Annotated in this window: 12 protein-coding genes; 2 read left to right on the top strand and 10 right to left on the bottom strand. The window is 59.3% G+C overall.

The annotated features are described in order from the left end of the window. Window positions 1–272: 272 nt before the first annotated feature. Window positions 273–3,284 (top strand): TonB-dependent receptor domain-containing protein, encoded by a 3,012-nt coding sequence (locus JK199_RS08320; RefSeq protein ID WP_244985001.1) that lies wholly within the window; start codon window positions 273–275, stop codon window positions 3,282–3,284. A 60-nt stretch (window positions 3,285–3,344) separates the two neighbouring features. Here JK199_RS08320 and JK199_RS08315 read toward each other — a convergent pair whose 3' ends face one another. Continuing rightward, a complete protein-coding gene (locus JK199_RS08315; protein ID WP_212375136.1) occupies window positions 3,345–3,773 on the bottom strand; it encodes a DUF1489 family protein in 429 nt (142 codons plus the stop codon). Window positions 3,774–3,983: 210 nt separating this feature from the next. Continuing rightward, window positions 3,984–5,111, bottom strand: a complete 1,128-nt coding sequence (locus JK199_RS08310; RefSeq protein ID WP_212359458.1) for a nucleoside hydrolase — start codon at window positions 5,109–5,111, stop codon at window positions 3,984–3,986. Window positions 5,112–5,415: 304 nt separating this feature from the next. Here JK199_RS08310 and JK199_RS08305 point away from each other — a divergent pair, with 304 nt between their 5' ends. Beyond that, window positions 5,416–5,601 carry a hypothetical protein gene (locus JK199_RS08305; protein ID WP_086654603.1) on the top strand — a complete coding sequence of 62 codons (186 nt, stop codon included), beginning with the start codon at window positions 5,416–5,418 and terminating at the stop codon, window positions 5,599–5,601. Here the strand turns inward: JK199_RS08305 and hemW are convergent. The 8 genes from hemW to JK199_RS08265 form a co-directional block, all read right to left on the bottom strand. Next, window positions 5,596–6,735, bottom strand: a complete 1,140-nt coding sequence (gene hemW, locus JK199_RS08300) for a radical SAM family heme chaperone HemW (RefSeq protein WP_212375196.1) — start codon at window positions 6,733–6,735, stop codon at window positions 5,596–5,598. The two genes, JK199_RS08305 and hemW, sit on opposite strands and share 6 nt — an antisense overlap. A gap of 86 nt (window positions 6,736–6,821) precedes the next feature. After that, window positions 6,822–8,819 carry a potassium transporter Kup gene (locus JK199_RS08295; protein WP_212359464.1) on the bottom strand — a complete coding sequence of 666 codons (1,998 nt, stop codon included), beginning with the start codon at window positions 8,817–8,819 and terminating at the stop codon, window positions 6,822–6,824. A 96-nt stretch (window positions 8,820–8,915) separates the two neighbouring features. Further along, on the bottom strand, window positions 8,916–9,599 hold the full coding sequence (locus JK199_RS08290; protein WP_212375134.1) for a YggS family pyridoxal phosphate-dependent enzyme: 684 nt from the start codon (window positions 9,597–9,599) through the stop codon (window positions 8,916–8,918). A gap of 138 nt (window positions 9,600–9,737) precedes the next feature. Next, window positions 9,738–10,772: an NAD(P)H-quinone oxidoreductase gene (locus JK199_RS08285; RefSeq protein ID WP_244985000.1), complete on the bottom strand. Its 1,035-nt coding sequence runs from the start codon at window positions 10,770–10,772 to the stop codon at window positions 9,738–9,740. Between the two features lie 145 nt (window positions 10,773–10,917). Then, window positions 10,918–11,343: an alternative ribosome rescue aminoacyl-tRNA hydrolase ArfB gene (gene arfB / locus JK199_RS08280; protein ID WP_244984999.1), complete on the bottom strand. Its 426-nt coding sequence runs from the start codon at window positions 11,341–11,343 to the stop codon at window positions 10,918–10,920. Between the two features lie 20 nt (window positions 11,344–11,363). Further along, a complete protein-coding gene (locus JK199_RS08275) occupies window positions 11,364–13,013 on the bottom strand; it encodes an ABC-F family ATP-binding cassette domain-containing protein (protein ID WP_086654607.1) in 1,650 nt (549 codons plus the stop codon). A 49-nt stretch (window positions 13,014–13,062) separates the two neighbouring features. Further along, window positions 13,063–14,784 carry a D-lactate dehydrogenase gene (gene dld / locus JK199_RS08270; RefSeq protein WP_212375132.1) on the bottom strand — a complete coding sequence of 574 codons (1,722 nt, stop codon included), beginning with the start codon at window positions 14,782–14,784 and terminating at the stop codon, window positions 13,063–13,065. Between the two features lie 175 nt (window positions 14,785–14,959). Then, window positions 14,960–15,538 carry a Dabb family protein gene (locus JK199_RS08265; RefSeq protein ID WP_212375130.1) on the bottom strand — a complete coding sequence of 193 codons (579 nt, stop codon included), beginning with the start codon at window positions 15,536–15,538 and terminating at the stop codon, window positions 14,960–14,962. Window positions 15,539–15,580 lie beyond the last annotated feature (42 nt).

Genomic DNA, 15,580 nt, shown 5'->3' with positions numbered 1-15,580 from the left:
AGAAAGCTCTGTGGCATCCGGGTCACAGAAAGAATGCTATCAGAATGATTTTTCTTTTCGGAAAGAAAACATTGATTCAGAAGATATTTTTGTTCGTTCATGAGTCAATTTAAGACACAAAGTGATATCGTTACGATAGTGGTGTGTTTAAATTGCCGCATGATTTTAGAAAAGGTTTTCATATCGAAATTTAAGCGTGACATGCGCCGGGGGGTTTCCTAATCCGGTGACACGATACGTCATTAAAATGTCACATCTTGCGGGAAGCCCCTATGTCTCATACTGATCGCAGAAAGAAGCGCCTGCCGCTTTCTTTCTCCCTCCTTTATGCATTGCCGGTTTTTGCTGCGGGTGCTCCGGTTCTGGCGCAGGCTGCTGTTACCAGCCCGTCGTCCGAAACACGGGCCGCAGCCCCTAAAAAGGTCAGCGTTCATAAAGTGCGCGCCGGTAAGGCCACGGCGCAGAAGACCAGCACCCAGACGCTTGCTCCGCAGACGGTCCGTAAGCAGAACGTCGTGCAGGCACCGTCTTCTGCCAGAACTATTCAGCAGGCACGTGGTGCAGGAGCCTCTGCCGCTGGTGGGACTGAGACTGTGGAAGTTACGGGCTCCTATCTGCGTCAGGGCCGTAACACCAGCCCGAACCCTGTGCAGATCATCACGTCCAGAGAAATTCAGCAGACCGGCATTACCAATGTGGGAGACTTCCTGCAGCGTATGCCGTCCATTGGTTCCAGTGGCACAGGCAATGCTGATACAAACGGTGGCGACGGCGTTGGCTGTGTGGACCTTCGTAACCTCGGTAGTAGCCGGGTTCTGGTGCTGATTGATGGTAAGCGCGTCACACAGACCGGGATGAGTGGTGGTTCCTGTGTGGATATGAATACCATCCCCGTGATGGCAATTCAGTCTATCGAAATTCTGAAAGATGGTGGCTCGGAACTGTACGGTGCTGATGCCGTGTCTGGTGTGATCAACATCAAGATGCGTCATGATATTAACACAGGCGCAATTAACGTGCGTGGAGATATCACTCAGCGTGGTGATAATAAAACTGGTTTGATTTCTGCCTACAAAGGTTGGAATTTTGATCATGACCGCGGTAACATCACGCTCATGGGGCAGTATGACACCGTGGGTGGCGTCATGATGAAGGATCGGGCCTGGTCTCGTAACCCACAGACATCTAACGGGATGAATCCGGGCTTCGGTTCGGTTATCTCTACCAGTGGGACAGTTTTTTCGCCCGACGGAACTCCGATCTATAATGGTAATAGCGCAGGTGGTTCGAGCCCTTACAGCAAATCCAGCCGGTATAACTACAATAAAGATACCTCTCTACTGAATAACACGCAAAATGCGAGCCTGATGGGCGATGCCCATTATGACTTCAGCAAGCATTTTACGTTGTATTCCAACGTGATGTACAGCCACAAGACATCCTGGACACAGATGGCTCCCATCCCTGCAATAGGTAGTGTCGCTCCGTCTGATTTGCCCAGCACCATATACCTGCCGACGGGTTACCCCGGTAATACAGCAGGTGATATTTATAATGATCCGGATAACCCGGCTTACCTGTATCGGCGTATGGCCGAATTTGGTACGCGTAAGTCTGAAAGCGCGGTTGACAGCCTGACCGCCAAGGTCGGCGCAAATGGTGAAATCATCGCAGGCTGGATGTATGATGCATCCTTCACCTTTGGTTCCACCATGTCCAGCTTCCAGACTTCTGGCGTGGGTGACTATAACAAGCTGATGCGGGAATGGGGCCTGGATGCCGTAACACCTGGCGATTCCAACACCCTCCTGGCGTATAACCCTAATTCCTGCGTTGGTTACGCAGGCTGCGTTCAGTCAAGCGCATTGGGGCCTCTGTCACCAGAAGCAGCACAATACGCCAACTATACTGAGCACGATCACTCACAATACACTATGCGTGACTTCAATGCGCGCATTCATAACGATCATGTCGTGCATATGCCTTATAAAGGTGGCGGTGACCTCGGTATCGCTCTGGGCATGGAACATCGTGGTGAGCAGATGAGCTACCACCCGGATCCGCTTATTGCGCAGGGTGGCTCACTGACGAACACAGTGTTGCCAACCGGCGGTGGCTTCAATGTGTCTGAAGCGTATCTTGAAGGTAATCTGACGCTGCTGCATAATGTCCCGTTTGCTAAAAACCTGTCTATCGACGGGCAGGGGCGTTTTTCCAGCTACAACACCTTTGGCACGACCTATAACTGGAAAGCCGGTATCAACTGGTCACCCACTCGTGACGTGGCTTTCCGTGGTACACTGGGCACGTCTTTCCGTCAGCCCAGCGTGTCTGAGCTGTATGGTGGCACGCTCATGAGCTATAATGGTGCCAACGACCCATGCGACATGACGCAGATCACTAACTACGGTGGGCGTCAGAGTACTGTCATGGCGAACTGCATGAAGCAGGGCATTAATCCTGCAAACTTCCAGCAGGGTGGGTCAGGTCAGGTAGCAACCCTTAACGGGGGTAACGCCAAACTGCAGCCGGAAATTGGCCGTACCTACACCTTCGGGGCAACCTTTACGCCTCACTGGATCCCTGGTCTGAGCACCAGTGCATCTTTCTGGCATTACAGCGTGTCACACAGCATTAGCGCACTGAGTACGCAGTATGTGCTTGATGGATGCTACACTGGCAGTGACCCGAGCATGTGCAGCAACATCACGCGTTCAGCCAGTGGCCAGATCAATACCGTCTCTGCGCTTAACGCTAACCTTGGCAGCCTGACTACCAGCGGTGTGGACTGGGATCTCAGCTACCGGTTCCGCGTGACGGATGCAGACTGGTTTATGGTGGAAAACAACTTCCAGCGTTTGGTCAGTTACAAGCAGCAGATGGTTCCTAATGGCCCGCACTACAACTATCTTGGCTCCATCACGTATCAGTCTCAGGGCACATCCAATCCGACCGTGCGTGACTATGCGACGCTGACCTGGCACCACAACAACTTCAGTGTAACCTACATGATGCAGTATATGAGTGGGATGCACTGGAACGATGGCACCAACACCATCTACAAATCTCAAGGTTATGGCCGCGTTAAAACCCCGGCTATGGTGCTGCAGGATCTGACGTTCAACTACAACCTGAAGCGCTGGAACTTCCAGTTTGAAATCCAGAACCTGGCTGATAAGCAGCCTCCGTTCCTGGTGAACACGTCCAGTAACAGTAACGATTCCACCTATGGTGGCTGGTATGCTGGTCGTTCCTTCCTGTTGCAGGCTGGTGTGAATTTCTAAGCTTTCCGGTTAGCGGAATGAGAAAAACCCCTTCAAAAGAAGGGGTTTTTTATGCCTTTTTTAAAGACCCAGCAGCATCAGTTCTTTTTGTAAGTGGGGCGGCAGGCTGGTGTGTCGCGTGTTCGTCAGGTCCGGTGGGGCGTCGGCCGGTTTCAGGTAGCGCCATCCCTGAAACGGACGCATGGCGCGCGGTTCAACCCGGATGATCTCCGGGGAGAGCAGGATGAGCGTGCCCTGCGTGCCGTCTGCCCGGGTTTCTGTTTGCAGGTCCAGCACCTGCTGGCGGCATTGGATCAGACCGCTGATCACCCGATAGAGAGAACCCCCCTGCAGGATTTCCTCACTCTGGCGGGGGAAGGTGCGGGTATGCACCACCGGCAGCCGCGCACTGTGTTGCGGATGTTTCCGGGTATTGTGCGGGTCTTTCTGCCGTTCTGCCAGTTCTTCAACCGAACTGACGCCGACAACCAGTTTGATGAGGTTGAGCATGCTGCCAGCCTACAGCAAGTTGCGTAGATTTTGAAAATCTGGCGGCCCAAAGGCGGTATGGGGGTAGCTGAATCAGCAGCTTTTACGTCAGGTAGGGGCCGACTTGCTGTAGTCTTCCAATGTGAGACCGATTGGGAGAAGTTATCAGCAGGGGGCGGCTGGCAGGGGGAAAGCTTACGCGCACACCCTGCCAGATGAAGAAGCGGAGCTTTACAGACTCTGCGCCTGCTTCACGAAGGTTTCCTGAAATTTTTCGGCGTCAATTTTTTGTACCAGCGTCACTTCCCGCACGCCCATGGCGACGGGGGCGAGGTCTTTTGGCCAGACATGGGCGTGGCCATAGCTGTAGCCTTTGGTGGTTTCCACATCCATATAGGCTTTGACTGACTGTTTCACGAGGGATGGATCGGCTGCGATAGCCGCCGCCATTTCATCCCACAGGGGGAGCGGGGAGAAGTTGCGGCTCATATAGCTGGTGACAGGCGTGTTCTTGCTGGCAATGCGGGCCATGTAGGGTTTTGTCATCATGATATCGTTAGAGACATTCCCGACAACCGTGATGGACGGCCATGCGGCGGTCAGCGTGATATGCGCGGCTTCCGGATCAAAAATCATATTGAAATCAGACGCGAAATTCGCACTGCCGGTAATGGACATCATATTGGTGTCAATCAGCCCACCCATGAACACAAGCTGCTTGGCGGTAGCGGCAAAGGTTGGGTCCAGACGGATGGCCAGTGCCAGATTGGTCATGGGGCCAGCTTCAAAAATGGTGACCTGATGCGGGTGCGCATGCACCATGCGGATCAGGAACATAGCGGCGGGTTCCGCAATGGCCGGCGTTTTTGGGGCGCCTTCCGTAAATTTGGGGAGCGGCGGCTGGCTGGAAGGTACTTTGGCCATGGAGCCGGGGCCACCCCACGCGCCTTTCCACGGAATGGCGCCATATTGCTGCTCCCGCAGGCGCATGAGTTCCACGGTGTTGATCAGCGGCGTGACCGCGCCATCAGCAACCGGGATGTCTTCATGGTGCGCAATTTCCAGAAAGCGGCGCAGATGCGCGGATTCAGCGTTTTCCCAGTCGTCCCCGGCGCAAACCGTAAAGCCCAGAACCTTGATGTGCGGGTTGGCCAGCAGCGGGATGGTGGACTGGATGTCTGATCCGCCCGGTCCGAGAAAATCATTGTCTTCAATCACCAGTTCCGGACCGTCCGCCTTTTCGTCCGCACGGGCATGGGGGGCGGCGCAGAGCACGGCAAGTGTAGCGGCAAGAGCGGAGGTCAGCCGCAGACAGGAGCCATGAGACGAAGGGCGGCGGGACAAGGGGCGCTGGCGCATGAAAAGCCTCGGTTGGTTAAGATAGGCACCCGGTCGGGTAACAGACCGCAACCGTATCGTTAAACCGGGTTGTAAGGAAATATGGCGGAGCAGAAATTTAATTGGCACGCGAAAGAAGAGCGGGTTACCGGCTGATGCTGATGCTGATGCTGATGCTGATGCTGATGCTGCACCTGCGCCGCATTTCGTCCCGCTCTGACCTGTCGTGAGGAGCGGAGAAAGAGACAGAGCGACTGCGGGCTTTGCAGGAACGGAAAGTCAGTGCAGTCTGACAATAAAGGCGAGTGCGTTACAGGAACGGGTAATGTCCAGATATCAACGGTCTTTGTGTCTTTCCAGTCTGTGTCTGGTCTGTCTGATGGTCAGCATTGTGTATCAGCGGTCCGCCTGTATCTTTGATCTGTTTTTCTGGACTGCTCTGGTGATTTTAGTATCGCAGAGTCTTGTGCTGCATGACGTGCGGATCAAAAAACAGCAGGGCAGCTTATAGCACCAGCGCGCCCAGCAGGGCTTCCAGCCGCAGGCGGCCCTCGGCGGTGGCGCGCAGCGTGTCGGGTGTTTGCTCCAGATAGCCTTCTTCAAGGGCAGCTTCCAGAATGACCGGGTCCAACGCGTCGCGCAGGTTCAGGCCGGTGCGCGCGGTAAAGCGAGGCGCGTTGACACCTTCCTTCACGCGCAGGCCCATTAGCAGCATTTCCCGCGCACGGTCGGTTGCGTCCAGCGCCTCTTGCGAGGTCTGGCCGGTGCCGGTGCGTTCTACCAGATCCGCCCAGGGTTCCGGCGCACGGTGGCGGCGAGTGGCAAACAGCGCGTCGCCCTGCGTGATGCGGCCATGCGCGCCGGGGCCAATCCCAAGATAATCACCATAGCGCCAGTAGGTCAGGTTATGGCGGCTTTCACTGCCGGGGCGGGCATAGTTGGACACTTCATAACCTGCCAGCCCGTGCCGGGCTGTGACCTCGGCTGTTTCCTGATACAGGCGGGCGGCGGCGTATTCATCCGGCAGAGTGAACGCACCGGTGCGGTACAGGGCTTCAAACTTTGTGCCGGGCTCAATGGTGAGCTGATAGAGTGAAACATGATCCGCCACCAGCGTCAGGGCGGTATCCAGCTCGGCCTGCCAGTCGGCTAAAGTCTGGCCGGGGCGGGCGTAAATCAGGTCAAACGTAATGCGCGGGAACAGGCCGCGTGCAATTTCCAGTGCGGCGAGCGCCTGCTTTGCTGAATGTTCACGGCCCAGAAAACGTAACGCGGCATCATCCAGCGCCTGAATACCCAGAGAAACCCGGTTCACACCCGCCTGCCGGAAGGCGCTCAGGCGGCCGGATTCCACGCTCGTCGGGTTGGCTTCCAGCGTGATTTCAAGCTCGGGCAGCGGGTCGAACAGGGTTGTGGCATCGGCAATCAGGGCCGCCACGCTTTCCGGTGCCATGAGGGAGGGCGTGCCCCCGCCAAAAAAAATGGAGCCCAGTTTGCGGCGGCCCAGCCGTGCGGCCTCATGCGCCAGTTCCGTGCGCAGGGCTGCGGCAAACCGGGCTTCCGGCATCCGTTCCCGCACGTGGGAATTGAAGTCACAGTACGGGCATTTGGCCAGACAGAACGGCCAGTGGATGTAGAGGGCCAGCGGCTCGGCAGAGGCCGCGCCGGGGGGCTGGCCTGTGGCCTGAAGGCGGGGTGCGCCGGAAGCGGGAGCGGTGGAAAACACGCGGCTCAGATGGCCACCTTCACGCCAAGCTGCACAACGCGGTCCGGCGGGATACGGAAGAATTCCATGCTGGAGGTGGAGTTGCGCGCCATGAACAGGAACAGGGACATCCGCCAGTGTGAGATACGCGGCACGGAGGAGCGGGTGATCAGCTCACGCGAGGTAAAGTAGGAGGCCTGGAGGGCGTCAAAATCGACCCCGTTGGATTTCAGATCTTCCAGCGCGCGCGGGATGTTCGGCATTTCCATAAAGCCGTAGCGCAGAATGACGCGGTAGATATTGGGGGCCAGTTCTTCCACCGCGACACGGTGCCCGCGGTTGGCTTCCGGCTGGTCAAGGTTCTGCACGGTCACAAACAGCACGTGGTCATGCAGGATCTTGTTATGGCGGAGGTTATGCAGCAGGCATGGCGGCACGAAGTCCGGCGTGCCCGTCATGAACACGGCCATGCCCGGCACACGGATAATGCGGGACTGCGGCAGGCGCGCAATGAAGGAGCCCATAGGCAGGCTGTCCTGCCGCTGACGGGCGACAATCAGGCCACGGCCTTTTTTCCATGTCGTCATCATCAGGGTCAGCACGCAGCCCAGCAGGACCGGCACCCAGCCACCATCCGGGATTTTCAGAGCATTGGCGGCAAAGAAAATGGCATCCAGTGCAAGGAAGCTGCCAAACACGGCCCCCACCTGCCACGCTGGCCAGTTGAAGTGCTTGCGGAAAACCACAATGGCCAGCACCGAGGTGCAGATAAAGGTGCCTGTGACCGCAATGCCGTAGGCAGAGGCCAGCGCATCGGAACTGCGGAACGCCACCACCAGCAGCACCGCGCCGATTGCCAGAAAGCGGTTAAAGTCCGGCAGATAGATCTGGCCTTCTTCTTCCGCATTGGTGTGGGTAATGCGCAGGCGCGGCATGTAACCAAGCTGGATAAGCTGGCGGCAGATGGAAAAGCCGCCGGAAATCCCGGCCTGACTGGCAATAACGGTGGCAAAGGTGGACAAAATCACCATTGGCCCCTGCATCCAGTGTGGGCACATCAGAAAGAACGGGTTTGCCAGCGCCTTGGGGTCCGCAATGACCAGTGCGGCCTGCCCGAAATAGTTCAGCACCAGCATGGGTAGCACAAAAAACAGCCAGGCGTAGCGGATGGGAGCGCGGCCAAAATGGCCCATATCGGCATAGAGTGCTTCCGCCCCGGTAACGCACAGCACCACAGACCCAAGGGCGAGGAACGACAGCTTGCCGTGATAAAACACGAATTCCAGCGCGTAGGACGGGGAAAGGGCTGTCAGAATAGCGGGATGATGCAGGATTTGCAGGACGCCCAGCCCGCCGATGGTGCCGAACCAGAGCAGCATGATCGGCCCGAAAATGGTGCCGACCTTGCCAGTGCCGATCCACTGCACGCTGAACAGGCTGATAATGACCAGCACGGCAACCGGGATCACGAAGTCATGCGCGGCAGGCACGCTGACTTCCACGCCCTCAATGGCTGAAAGCACGGAAACGGCTGGGGTAATAATACCATCCCCAAAGAACAGACAGGCCCCGACAATCCCCACAAGCCCCAGCCCCCACCGGGCTTTGGGACTGGTGGCCATACGCTGCGCGAGGGACATGATGGCGAGAATACCGCCCTCACCATTATGGTCGGCCCGCATGATCAGAATGACGTATTTAACCGTGACAATGAGGATCAGTGTCCAGAAAATAAGACTGGCGACCCCCATAATCTCCCACGGCGCGACAGTATGGTGCCCGGAAATGACTTCCACTGTGGAGCGGAAGGCATAAAGCGGGCTGGTCCCGATATCCCCGTACACAACGCCCAGCACGCCCAGCAGGGCAGCAAAGCCTACGGGCGCTGCGGCATGTTGCGGCTGGTCGGCGTCAAACTCGGTAATCTGCGGTTTTTCAGCCGGAGTGCTGGCAGGCTGTGCTGCGGCATGGGGCTGGGCGCCAGACTGCGGGTCTGTTCCGGGGGTAGTGGCGGGGTCTGTCATGTCAGTTCTGGCTCCACGTCGCTCGTGGGGAAAAGGGTCCCGGCGTTTGCATAGGGGGAGAGGCCGGGGGATTGCAAGGTTTGAGGCGGGGATGCGTCAGGTGGTGGGAGGCCGGGGGCCGAAAATGGCGGTGCCAACGCGCACCAGTGTCGCCCCTTCCGCAATGGCGGCCGGGTAGTCCGCAGACATGCCCATGGAGAGAACAGGCAGCCCGTGCGTCTGCGCCATGCTGCGCAGCAGCCGGAAATGCGGGACGGGGTCCTGCTCTGCGGGTGGGATGCACATCAGCCCCTGCAAACTGGCTCCAAACCGCTGGCGGCAGGTGCGGATAAAAAGGTCGGCTTCTTCCTTCGGCACGCCGAACTTCTGGGGTTCATCCCCGGTGTTGACCTCAATCAGCAGGTTTGGCATCCGGCCTTCGCTCTCGGCCGCGCGGGCCAGAGCGTCGGCCAGCACCGGGCGATCGAGGCTTTCAATCATATCGGCTATGCGTACGGCCTCTTTTGCCTTGTTGGTTTGCAGGCCGCCAATCAGATGCAGGCGCAGCGCCGGGTGATCGGCCCGCAAAGGCGGGAACTTGGCGGCGGCTTCCTGCACCCGGTTTTCTCCGAACACAGTCTGCCCTGCCGCGATGGCTTCCTGCACGCTGCTGGCCGGATGGAACTTGGAGACCGCAACCAGCGTGACAGAGGCCGGGTCTCGCCCGGCGGCCTGTGCCGCGGCGTGGATGCGGGCGCGGACATCAGCAAGCCTGTCCGTAAGAGAGGAAGATGGGGCCATAAAAAGCGGGGCTTCTCACCAGAAGAGGGATCAGATTTCCTCTTGTAGCGAAAAAAGCCCCCTCAGGGGAATGCCGTGCGCACATACTGCTATGTGCGGGGGCGTGCTGGCCAGCAGCAGGCCTGTACGGGCCGTGGATCAGGCGCTGGCGTCCGGCACCAGAATGATGCGGCCCAGATGTTTGCCGTCTTCCATCATCTGGTGGGCTTCTGCTGCTTTGGAGAACGGCAGAACCGTATCAATCCGGGGGCGGATGGTCCCGCTGGCCAGCAGCGGCCAGACCTGCGCGTGCAGTTCCCGCGCGATGCGGGCTTTGGTTGCGGTGTCCCGCCCACGGAGGGTGCTGCCGGTGACGATAAGCCGCCGCGTCATGATGCGGGCGAGGTCAGCCTGTTCCGCTTTGGCGCCGCCTTGCAGGGCGATAATGACCAGCCGCCCGTCCTGCGCCAGACTTTTGATATTGCGGTCAAAATACGCGCCGCCGATCATATCCAGAATGAGGTTGACGCCCACACCGTCTGTCAGCTCCCGCAGGCGGGTTGCAAAATCTTCCTCACGATAATTGATAGCGACCGCGCCAAGCTGTTCACACAGCGCGCATTTTTCCGCACTGCCAACCGTGACATACGGGATAGCCCCGAAGGCCCGCACAAGCTGGATGGCGGTGACACCAATGCCGCTGCTGCCACCGTGGATCAGCACCCGCTGCCCCACAGCCGGAGGCGCGGGCATGAACAGGTTGGACCACACCGTAAAAAAGGTTTCCGGCAGCGTTGCCGCCTGTATGGCGTCAAACCCCTTGGGCCAGGGCAGACATTGCCCGGCAGGCACCAGACAATATTCCGCGTAGCCCCCGCCATTGGCCAGCGCGCAGACGCTGCTGCCAATATCCGGCATGGGTGTGCCTTCCAGCGGCGCCCCACAGGCGACAATCTCTCCCGCAATTTCCAGCCCAAGGCGCGGGTTGGCTCCCGGCGGCGGGGGGTAAAGACCCGCGCGCTGCATCAGATCTGGCCGGTTGACCCCTGCGGCCTGCACCCGCACCAGAACCTCGCCGCGCCCCGGCTGCGGGATGGGGAGTGTTTCACAATGCAGCACATCCGGCCCGCCCGGCTCTGCAAAGCAGATGGCCGTCATGGTGCTGGACTGGGTGGGGCGGTGGGGAGTTGTCATCAATACGCCTCGCGGGGAAAAACCGTGAGGCAGCATGAAGCCCGATTTCTCAGGCGCGCAAAAGAGGGCGGCTCTTCACGTCTGGGATAGGCGCAGTGGGAATGAGGTGTATGGCGCGTGGCGTGTGGTGAACGGCCCTGCGAGGCTAATCATCAAACCGTTTGCTACGGCCCTGCTTGATGCTGGCGCGGCGGGCCTTGCCATCCAGCCGCCGCTGACGGGCCCCTTTGCCGGGGCGGGTGGGCACCCGATAGGCCTGTTTGTGTGCGGCCTGCCGGATCAGCTCTGCCAGACGCTGGGTGGCGTCCTCCCGGTTCTGCTGCTGGGTGCGGTAATTGCGGGCGGTGATCACAATCACGCCGTCCCGCGTGGCGCGGCTTCCGGCCAGCTCCAGCAGACGGGCGCGCACCCGCTCGGGCAGGGAGGGAGACTGGGCGGCATCAAACCGCAACTGCGCGGCCGTGGCGACCTTGTTGACATTCTGCCCGCCGGGGCCGGAGGCCAGAATGTAGGTAAAGGAGAGTTCCGCGTCATCCAGCGCAAGGGTTGGGGTGATGGTAATCTGCGCCAAGGGTCTGGCCTACACTCTGCTCAGGATTTTTTCTTCTTCTCTTTTTTCTCTTTCTTGTTCCGCTTTTCCTTTGCGGCGCGCTGGGAGGGGGCGGCTGTGCCGCCACGGGCGCGCTCAACCACAAAGCGGGCGTAGTCGTCCATATCGCCATCAAACGGGACAATGGTGTTGTCGGCCGCCAGCCACAGCCGGTCCGCCACCAGCTCCATCAGGGAGCGGTCATGGGTAATCAGCAGTACAGCGCCTTCATACGCATTGAGTGCGTCCAGCAGGGCGCGGCGGCTGTCGATGTCCAGATGGTTGGTCGGTTCATCCAGAATCAGCAGGTGCGGGGCGGACATGGCGACCATGTTCAGCAGCAGGCGGGCGCGTTCACCCCCCGAGAGGGCTTCAACCTTGGTGCCCTGTTTTTCAAAATGAATGCCGAACTGGGCCAGCCGGGAGCGGTGGGACTGGTCACTGTCCGTAGGCCGGGCTTCGCGCATGATATCCAGCGGCGTCTGCTGCGGGTCCAGTGCTTCAATCTGATGCTGATGGAACCAGCCCACCTCCAGCCGGGCCGAGCGGGAGACGCGCCCGGAGCGCGCCTGCAACGCCCCGGCTACCAGCTTGGCGAAGGTGGATTTCCCGGCCCCGTTCACGCCCAGCAGGCCGATGCGGTCATCCACATCCAGACGCAGGTCGAGGTCTTTCAGAATGGCCGGATCATCCCCGTAGCCAACTTCCACATTTTCCAGCCGCAGCAGCGGCGGAGCCAGCGGGCGCGGCGGGGAGGGGAGGATGAAGGGGGAGACCTGCGCCTCGATGGTCGTTTCAATTGGCGTCAGCTTGGCAAGGCGTTTCACGCGGCTCTGGGCCTGCGCGGCCTTGGCGGCTGAGGCCTTGAAGCGGTCCACAAAGGATTGCAGATGCGCGCGCTCGGCTTCCTGCTTGGCGCGGGTGGCGCTTTGCAGGCGGATTTTCTCGGCCCGCTGATGCTCAAAGGAATCATACCCGCCGGTATAGAGTTCCAGCTTGCCTTCCGTGACATGCAGCGTGAAATCGACCGAGTTGTTCAGCAGTTCCCGGTCATGGCTGATAATCAGGGCGCAGTGCGGGTAGCGTTCCAGCCGGGCTTCCAGCCAGAGCGCGCCTTCAAGGTCCAGATAGTTGGTCGGTTCATCCAGCAGCAGCAGGTCCGGCTCGGAGAACAGGGCGGCGGCCAGGGCCACACGCATCCGCCAGCCACCGGAAAATTCCGCCATCGGGCGGTCCAGATCTTCCGTGGAGAAGCCAAGGCCATTCAGAATTTCCGCAGCCCGCGCGGGGGCGCTGTCAGCGTCAATTTCAATCAGCCGCATCCAGATATCGCCCATGCGCTCCGGCTCGGCTGTTTCCAGTTCGGCCATCAGGGTCGCACGTTCCGCATCGGCGGCCAGAATGGTGTCAATCAGGCTGATATCCGTTGCTGGATGTTCCTGATCAACAGCCGCCACGCGGGCAGCCTTGGGGATGGAAATTTCACCGGAGTCCGGCTGCAACTCGCCTTTAATCAGCTTGAACAGCGTGGACTTGCCCACCCCGTTCCGCCCCACAAGAGAGACCTTGGAGGGGTTGGGCAGGCTGACGCTGGCGCGATTGAAAAACTGGCGTCCCCATGCGTTGAACACGAGGTTGTCGATCTGGAGCATAAAGCGAGAGGTCCGGTAACAGGAAAGGGCCGGACCTCTCTATCGCGTTTCAGACGCTTTCGGCCACCCAGTTTTTCTTCTTGGTCGCCAGACCGATGCCGGGGTTCATGCAGTTGCAGGGGTCCAGCTCCCGGTAATGCGCCAGCATAACATCCGGAGCCTGATAGAGATGGCCCACGTTATGTTCCGCCGGGTAACGCGCGCCGCGCTGGTCCAGACCGGGGAGCATGCTGTGTTCCACGTCCATGGCGTTGTAGCCTTTTTTAATGACGTAATCCTGATGCATCACATGGCACAGGAAATGGCCGTAATAGAGTTTGACGATAATCTTATCTTCAATCTCTTTCGGCAGTTTTTCAAACCATTCCCGGTCATTCCGGCGCAGGGCCACGTCCAGCGCCACAATATCTTCCGCCTCACGGTGATGCACGGCCCGGTAGCGCACGGCGGCCCCGGCCGCGGCAAAGCGGTGCAGGAAGGCGCGGGAGCCTTCATCCGGCGTACATTCAAAAAACTCGCCCGTCGCGGTGGTGAAGAACTGCTCCAGATACGCCTTCATGGGGGCGGCCAGCGTAGCGGAGGTTTTCAGCATCAGGTGGTGTTCAAATTTATCCCGGTAGTCCAGCATGCGTTTTGGCAACTGGGTGGGGATGAACACGCTGAGCGCCTGCATGATGCGGTCACTCAGGTTTTCAGGCAGGAAGCCGAACTTCTTGGCAAAAATGTCGAACTTTGACTTCATGGCAAACATTTTTGGCAGGAACTTCGTGCCAAATTTGCGGATGATGGCAAAGGTATCCTTGCCGTATTTCTCGGCGATATTGAATGCGTCGCGATGGATGTATTCACCGGCAATCGGCAGTTCTTCAAAGCCTGTCAGCATATGGCGACGCAGGTCTTCCAGCTCGTGCGTGCTGTTGGAGCCGATATAGAACACCGCAGGGTTTTTGGCCGCCGGGAAGGTGTCCAGACGCACAGCAAACACCACCAGCTTGCCAGCGCAGCCTGCGGCTTCATGCCAGCGCGCCGGGTCTGCGTTGAAGCGGGCAGGGGTATCCGCATCCACATCGCGCACGTGGGTGATGTAGTTGTTGTCATGCCCGCGGCCCGCATCCCAGTCGATATCCGCATCGGAGAAGGTGCCTGCCTGAAGCTTGTTCAGAATGGCTTCCGGGTCATTCCCAAGCTGGATGCCCAGATGGTTGACCAGCCGCAGCGTGCCGTCTTCCCCCACCTGACCAAACACGGCCATTTCCGTATAGGCCGGGCCGCGCTGCACCAGTGCGCCGCCGGAGTTGTTGCTGATACCGCCCAGAACGGAGGCACCAATGCAGGAGGAGCCGATAACGGAATGCGGTTCCCGCCCGATGGCGCCCAGCATGCCTTCCAGCTCATACAGCGTGGCGCCGGGCAGACAGACAACCTGTTTACCGCCGCCAATCAGATGCGCGCCGGTCAGCCGCAGGGTGCTGATCAGCACAATTTCGCGGTCATAATCATTACCATCCGGCGTGGAGCCACCCGTCAGGCCGGTATTGGCGGCCTGCATGATGATAATTTTGCCCGCGGCCACACAGGCCTGCGCCACGCGCCACAGTTCTACCAGCGTGCCCGGTTGCACCACGGCCAGCACCTTGCCTGCCCCAAAGCGGAAGCCGTGGCGGAAGCGGTAGGTTTCGGCCTCGCTGGTCAGCACATGGCTGTGTCCGGCAATATCCTTCAGGCGGCCCAGCAGAGACTGGTTCGCCGGGGTCTGGGCAGGGGCGGTCATAAGGTAAGGCTCCGTCTGGATCAGGCAAAAAACGTGGGGGGTGTTATAACACTCTTCTTCTTCCGTGCCAGATCACAGATATGCGTCTGGGTTGGTGCGGCCTCCCGCTCCGGGCGGAAACGGCGCACCGCCCGGAAACCCTTGCAGTCTTCCGGCAAAAAAGCCAGAGGCCGTTTTACGGGGCCACCGGGGCAGCAGGCGTGAAGTCAAATACCACCACTCTGGCCAGATACGGGCCTGCAAAGGTTTTGAACGCATCATGCGCGGGGTCAAAGTGTCCTGCCTCGGTCACAATCGGGCGGCCGACGTAAAAATTCCTGTCCCCTTCTGACGCAAAGGTGACCAGATAGCCCTGCTCCAGCCCGAGATCCGCGTTCTCCCCGCTGCTCTGCGCGCCGGTTTCAAGAGAGGCCACCACGGCTTTGCCATCCGGGCGGCGGGAGAGGGTGGTGAGCGCCACAAAACGCCGCGTCACTTCAGCCCGTTGCGCGGCGGTGGTTCCGGGGCGGAAAGCAAACATCACCATATGACGCACCACGCCGGGCTTGTAGTCCGGCGCGGTGAAACGGGCCGCGCCAACGGCGTTCAGTTCGGCCCGCACAGCAAGAGCGGCGCTGTCCAGTGCGGGAGAAGCGGGACGGGAGGCGTTCTGGTGCCCCGTGGCCCCAAGTGCTGGTGCGCCAGCCAGCGCGAGCGCCAGACAAAACGCTCCGCACAGTGGCAGGGGTGTTTTCAAAGCGTGAGAAAAGACCATCCGTTTCGCCTTTATTTCAGTCAGAAGAGTAATCAGCCATAG

Source organism: Acetobacter persici, from assembly GCF_018256955.1.
Classification (GTDB): Bacteria; Pseudomonadota; Alphaproteobacteria; order Acetobacterales; family Acetobacteraceae; genus Acetobacter; species Acetobacter persici.
This window is presented reverse-complemented; position numbering and strand designations above follow the sequence as displayed.

Coding starts and splice junctions, on each gene's coding strand:
- dld (WP_212375132.1), bottom strand. CDS start 14,784: ATGACCGCCCCTGCCCAGACCCCGGCGAACCAGTCTCTGCTGGGCCGC.
- JK199_RS08265 (WP_212375130.1), bottom strand. CDS start 15,538: ATGGTCTTTTCTCACGCTTTGAAAACACCCCTGCCACTGTGCGGAGCG.
- JK199_RS08275 (WP_086654607.1), bottom strand. CDS start 13,013: ATGCTCCAGATCGACAACCTCGTGTTCAACGCATGGGGACGCCAGTTT.
- JK199_RS08310 (WP_212359458.1), bottom strand. CDS start 5,111: ATGCGCCAGCGCCCCTTGTCCCGCCGCCCTTCGTCTCATGGCTCCTGT.
- JK199_RS08305 (WP_086654603.1), top strand. CDS start 5,416: ATGTCCAGATATCAACGGTCTTTGTGTCTTTCCAGTCTGTGTCTGGTC.
- JK199_RS08315 (WP_212375136.1), bottom strand. CDS start 3,773: ATGCTCAACCTCATCAAACTGGTTGTCGGCGTCAGTTCGGTTGAAGAA.
- JK199_RS08295 (WP_212359464.1), bottom strand. CDS start 8,819: ATGACAGACCCCGCCACTACCCCCGGAACAGACCCGCAGTCTGGCGCC.
- JK199_RS08320 (WP_244985001.1), top strand. CDS start 273: ATGTCTCATACTGATCGCAGAAAGAAGCGCCTGCCGCTTTCTTTCTCC.
- JK199_RS08285 (WP_244985000.1), bottom strand. CDS start 10,772: ATGACAACTCCCCACCGCCCCACCCAGTCCAGCACCATGACGGCCATC.
- JK199_RS08290 (WP_212375134.1), bottom strand. CDS start 9,599: ATGGCCCCATCTTCCTCTCTTACGGACAGGCTTGCTGATGTCCGCGCC.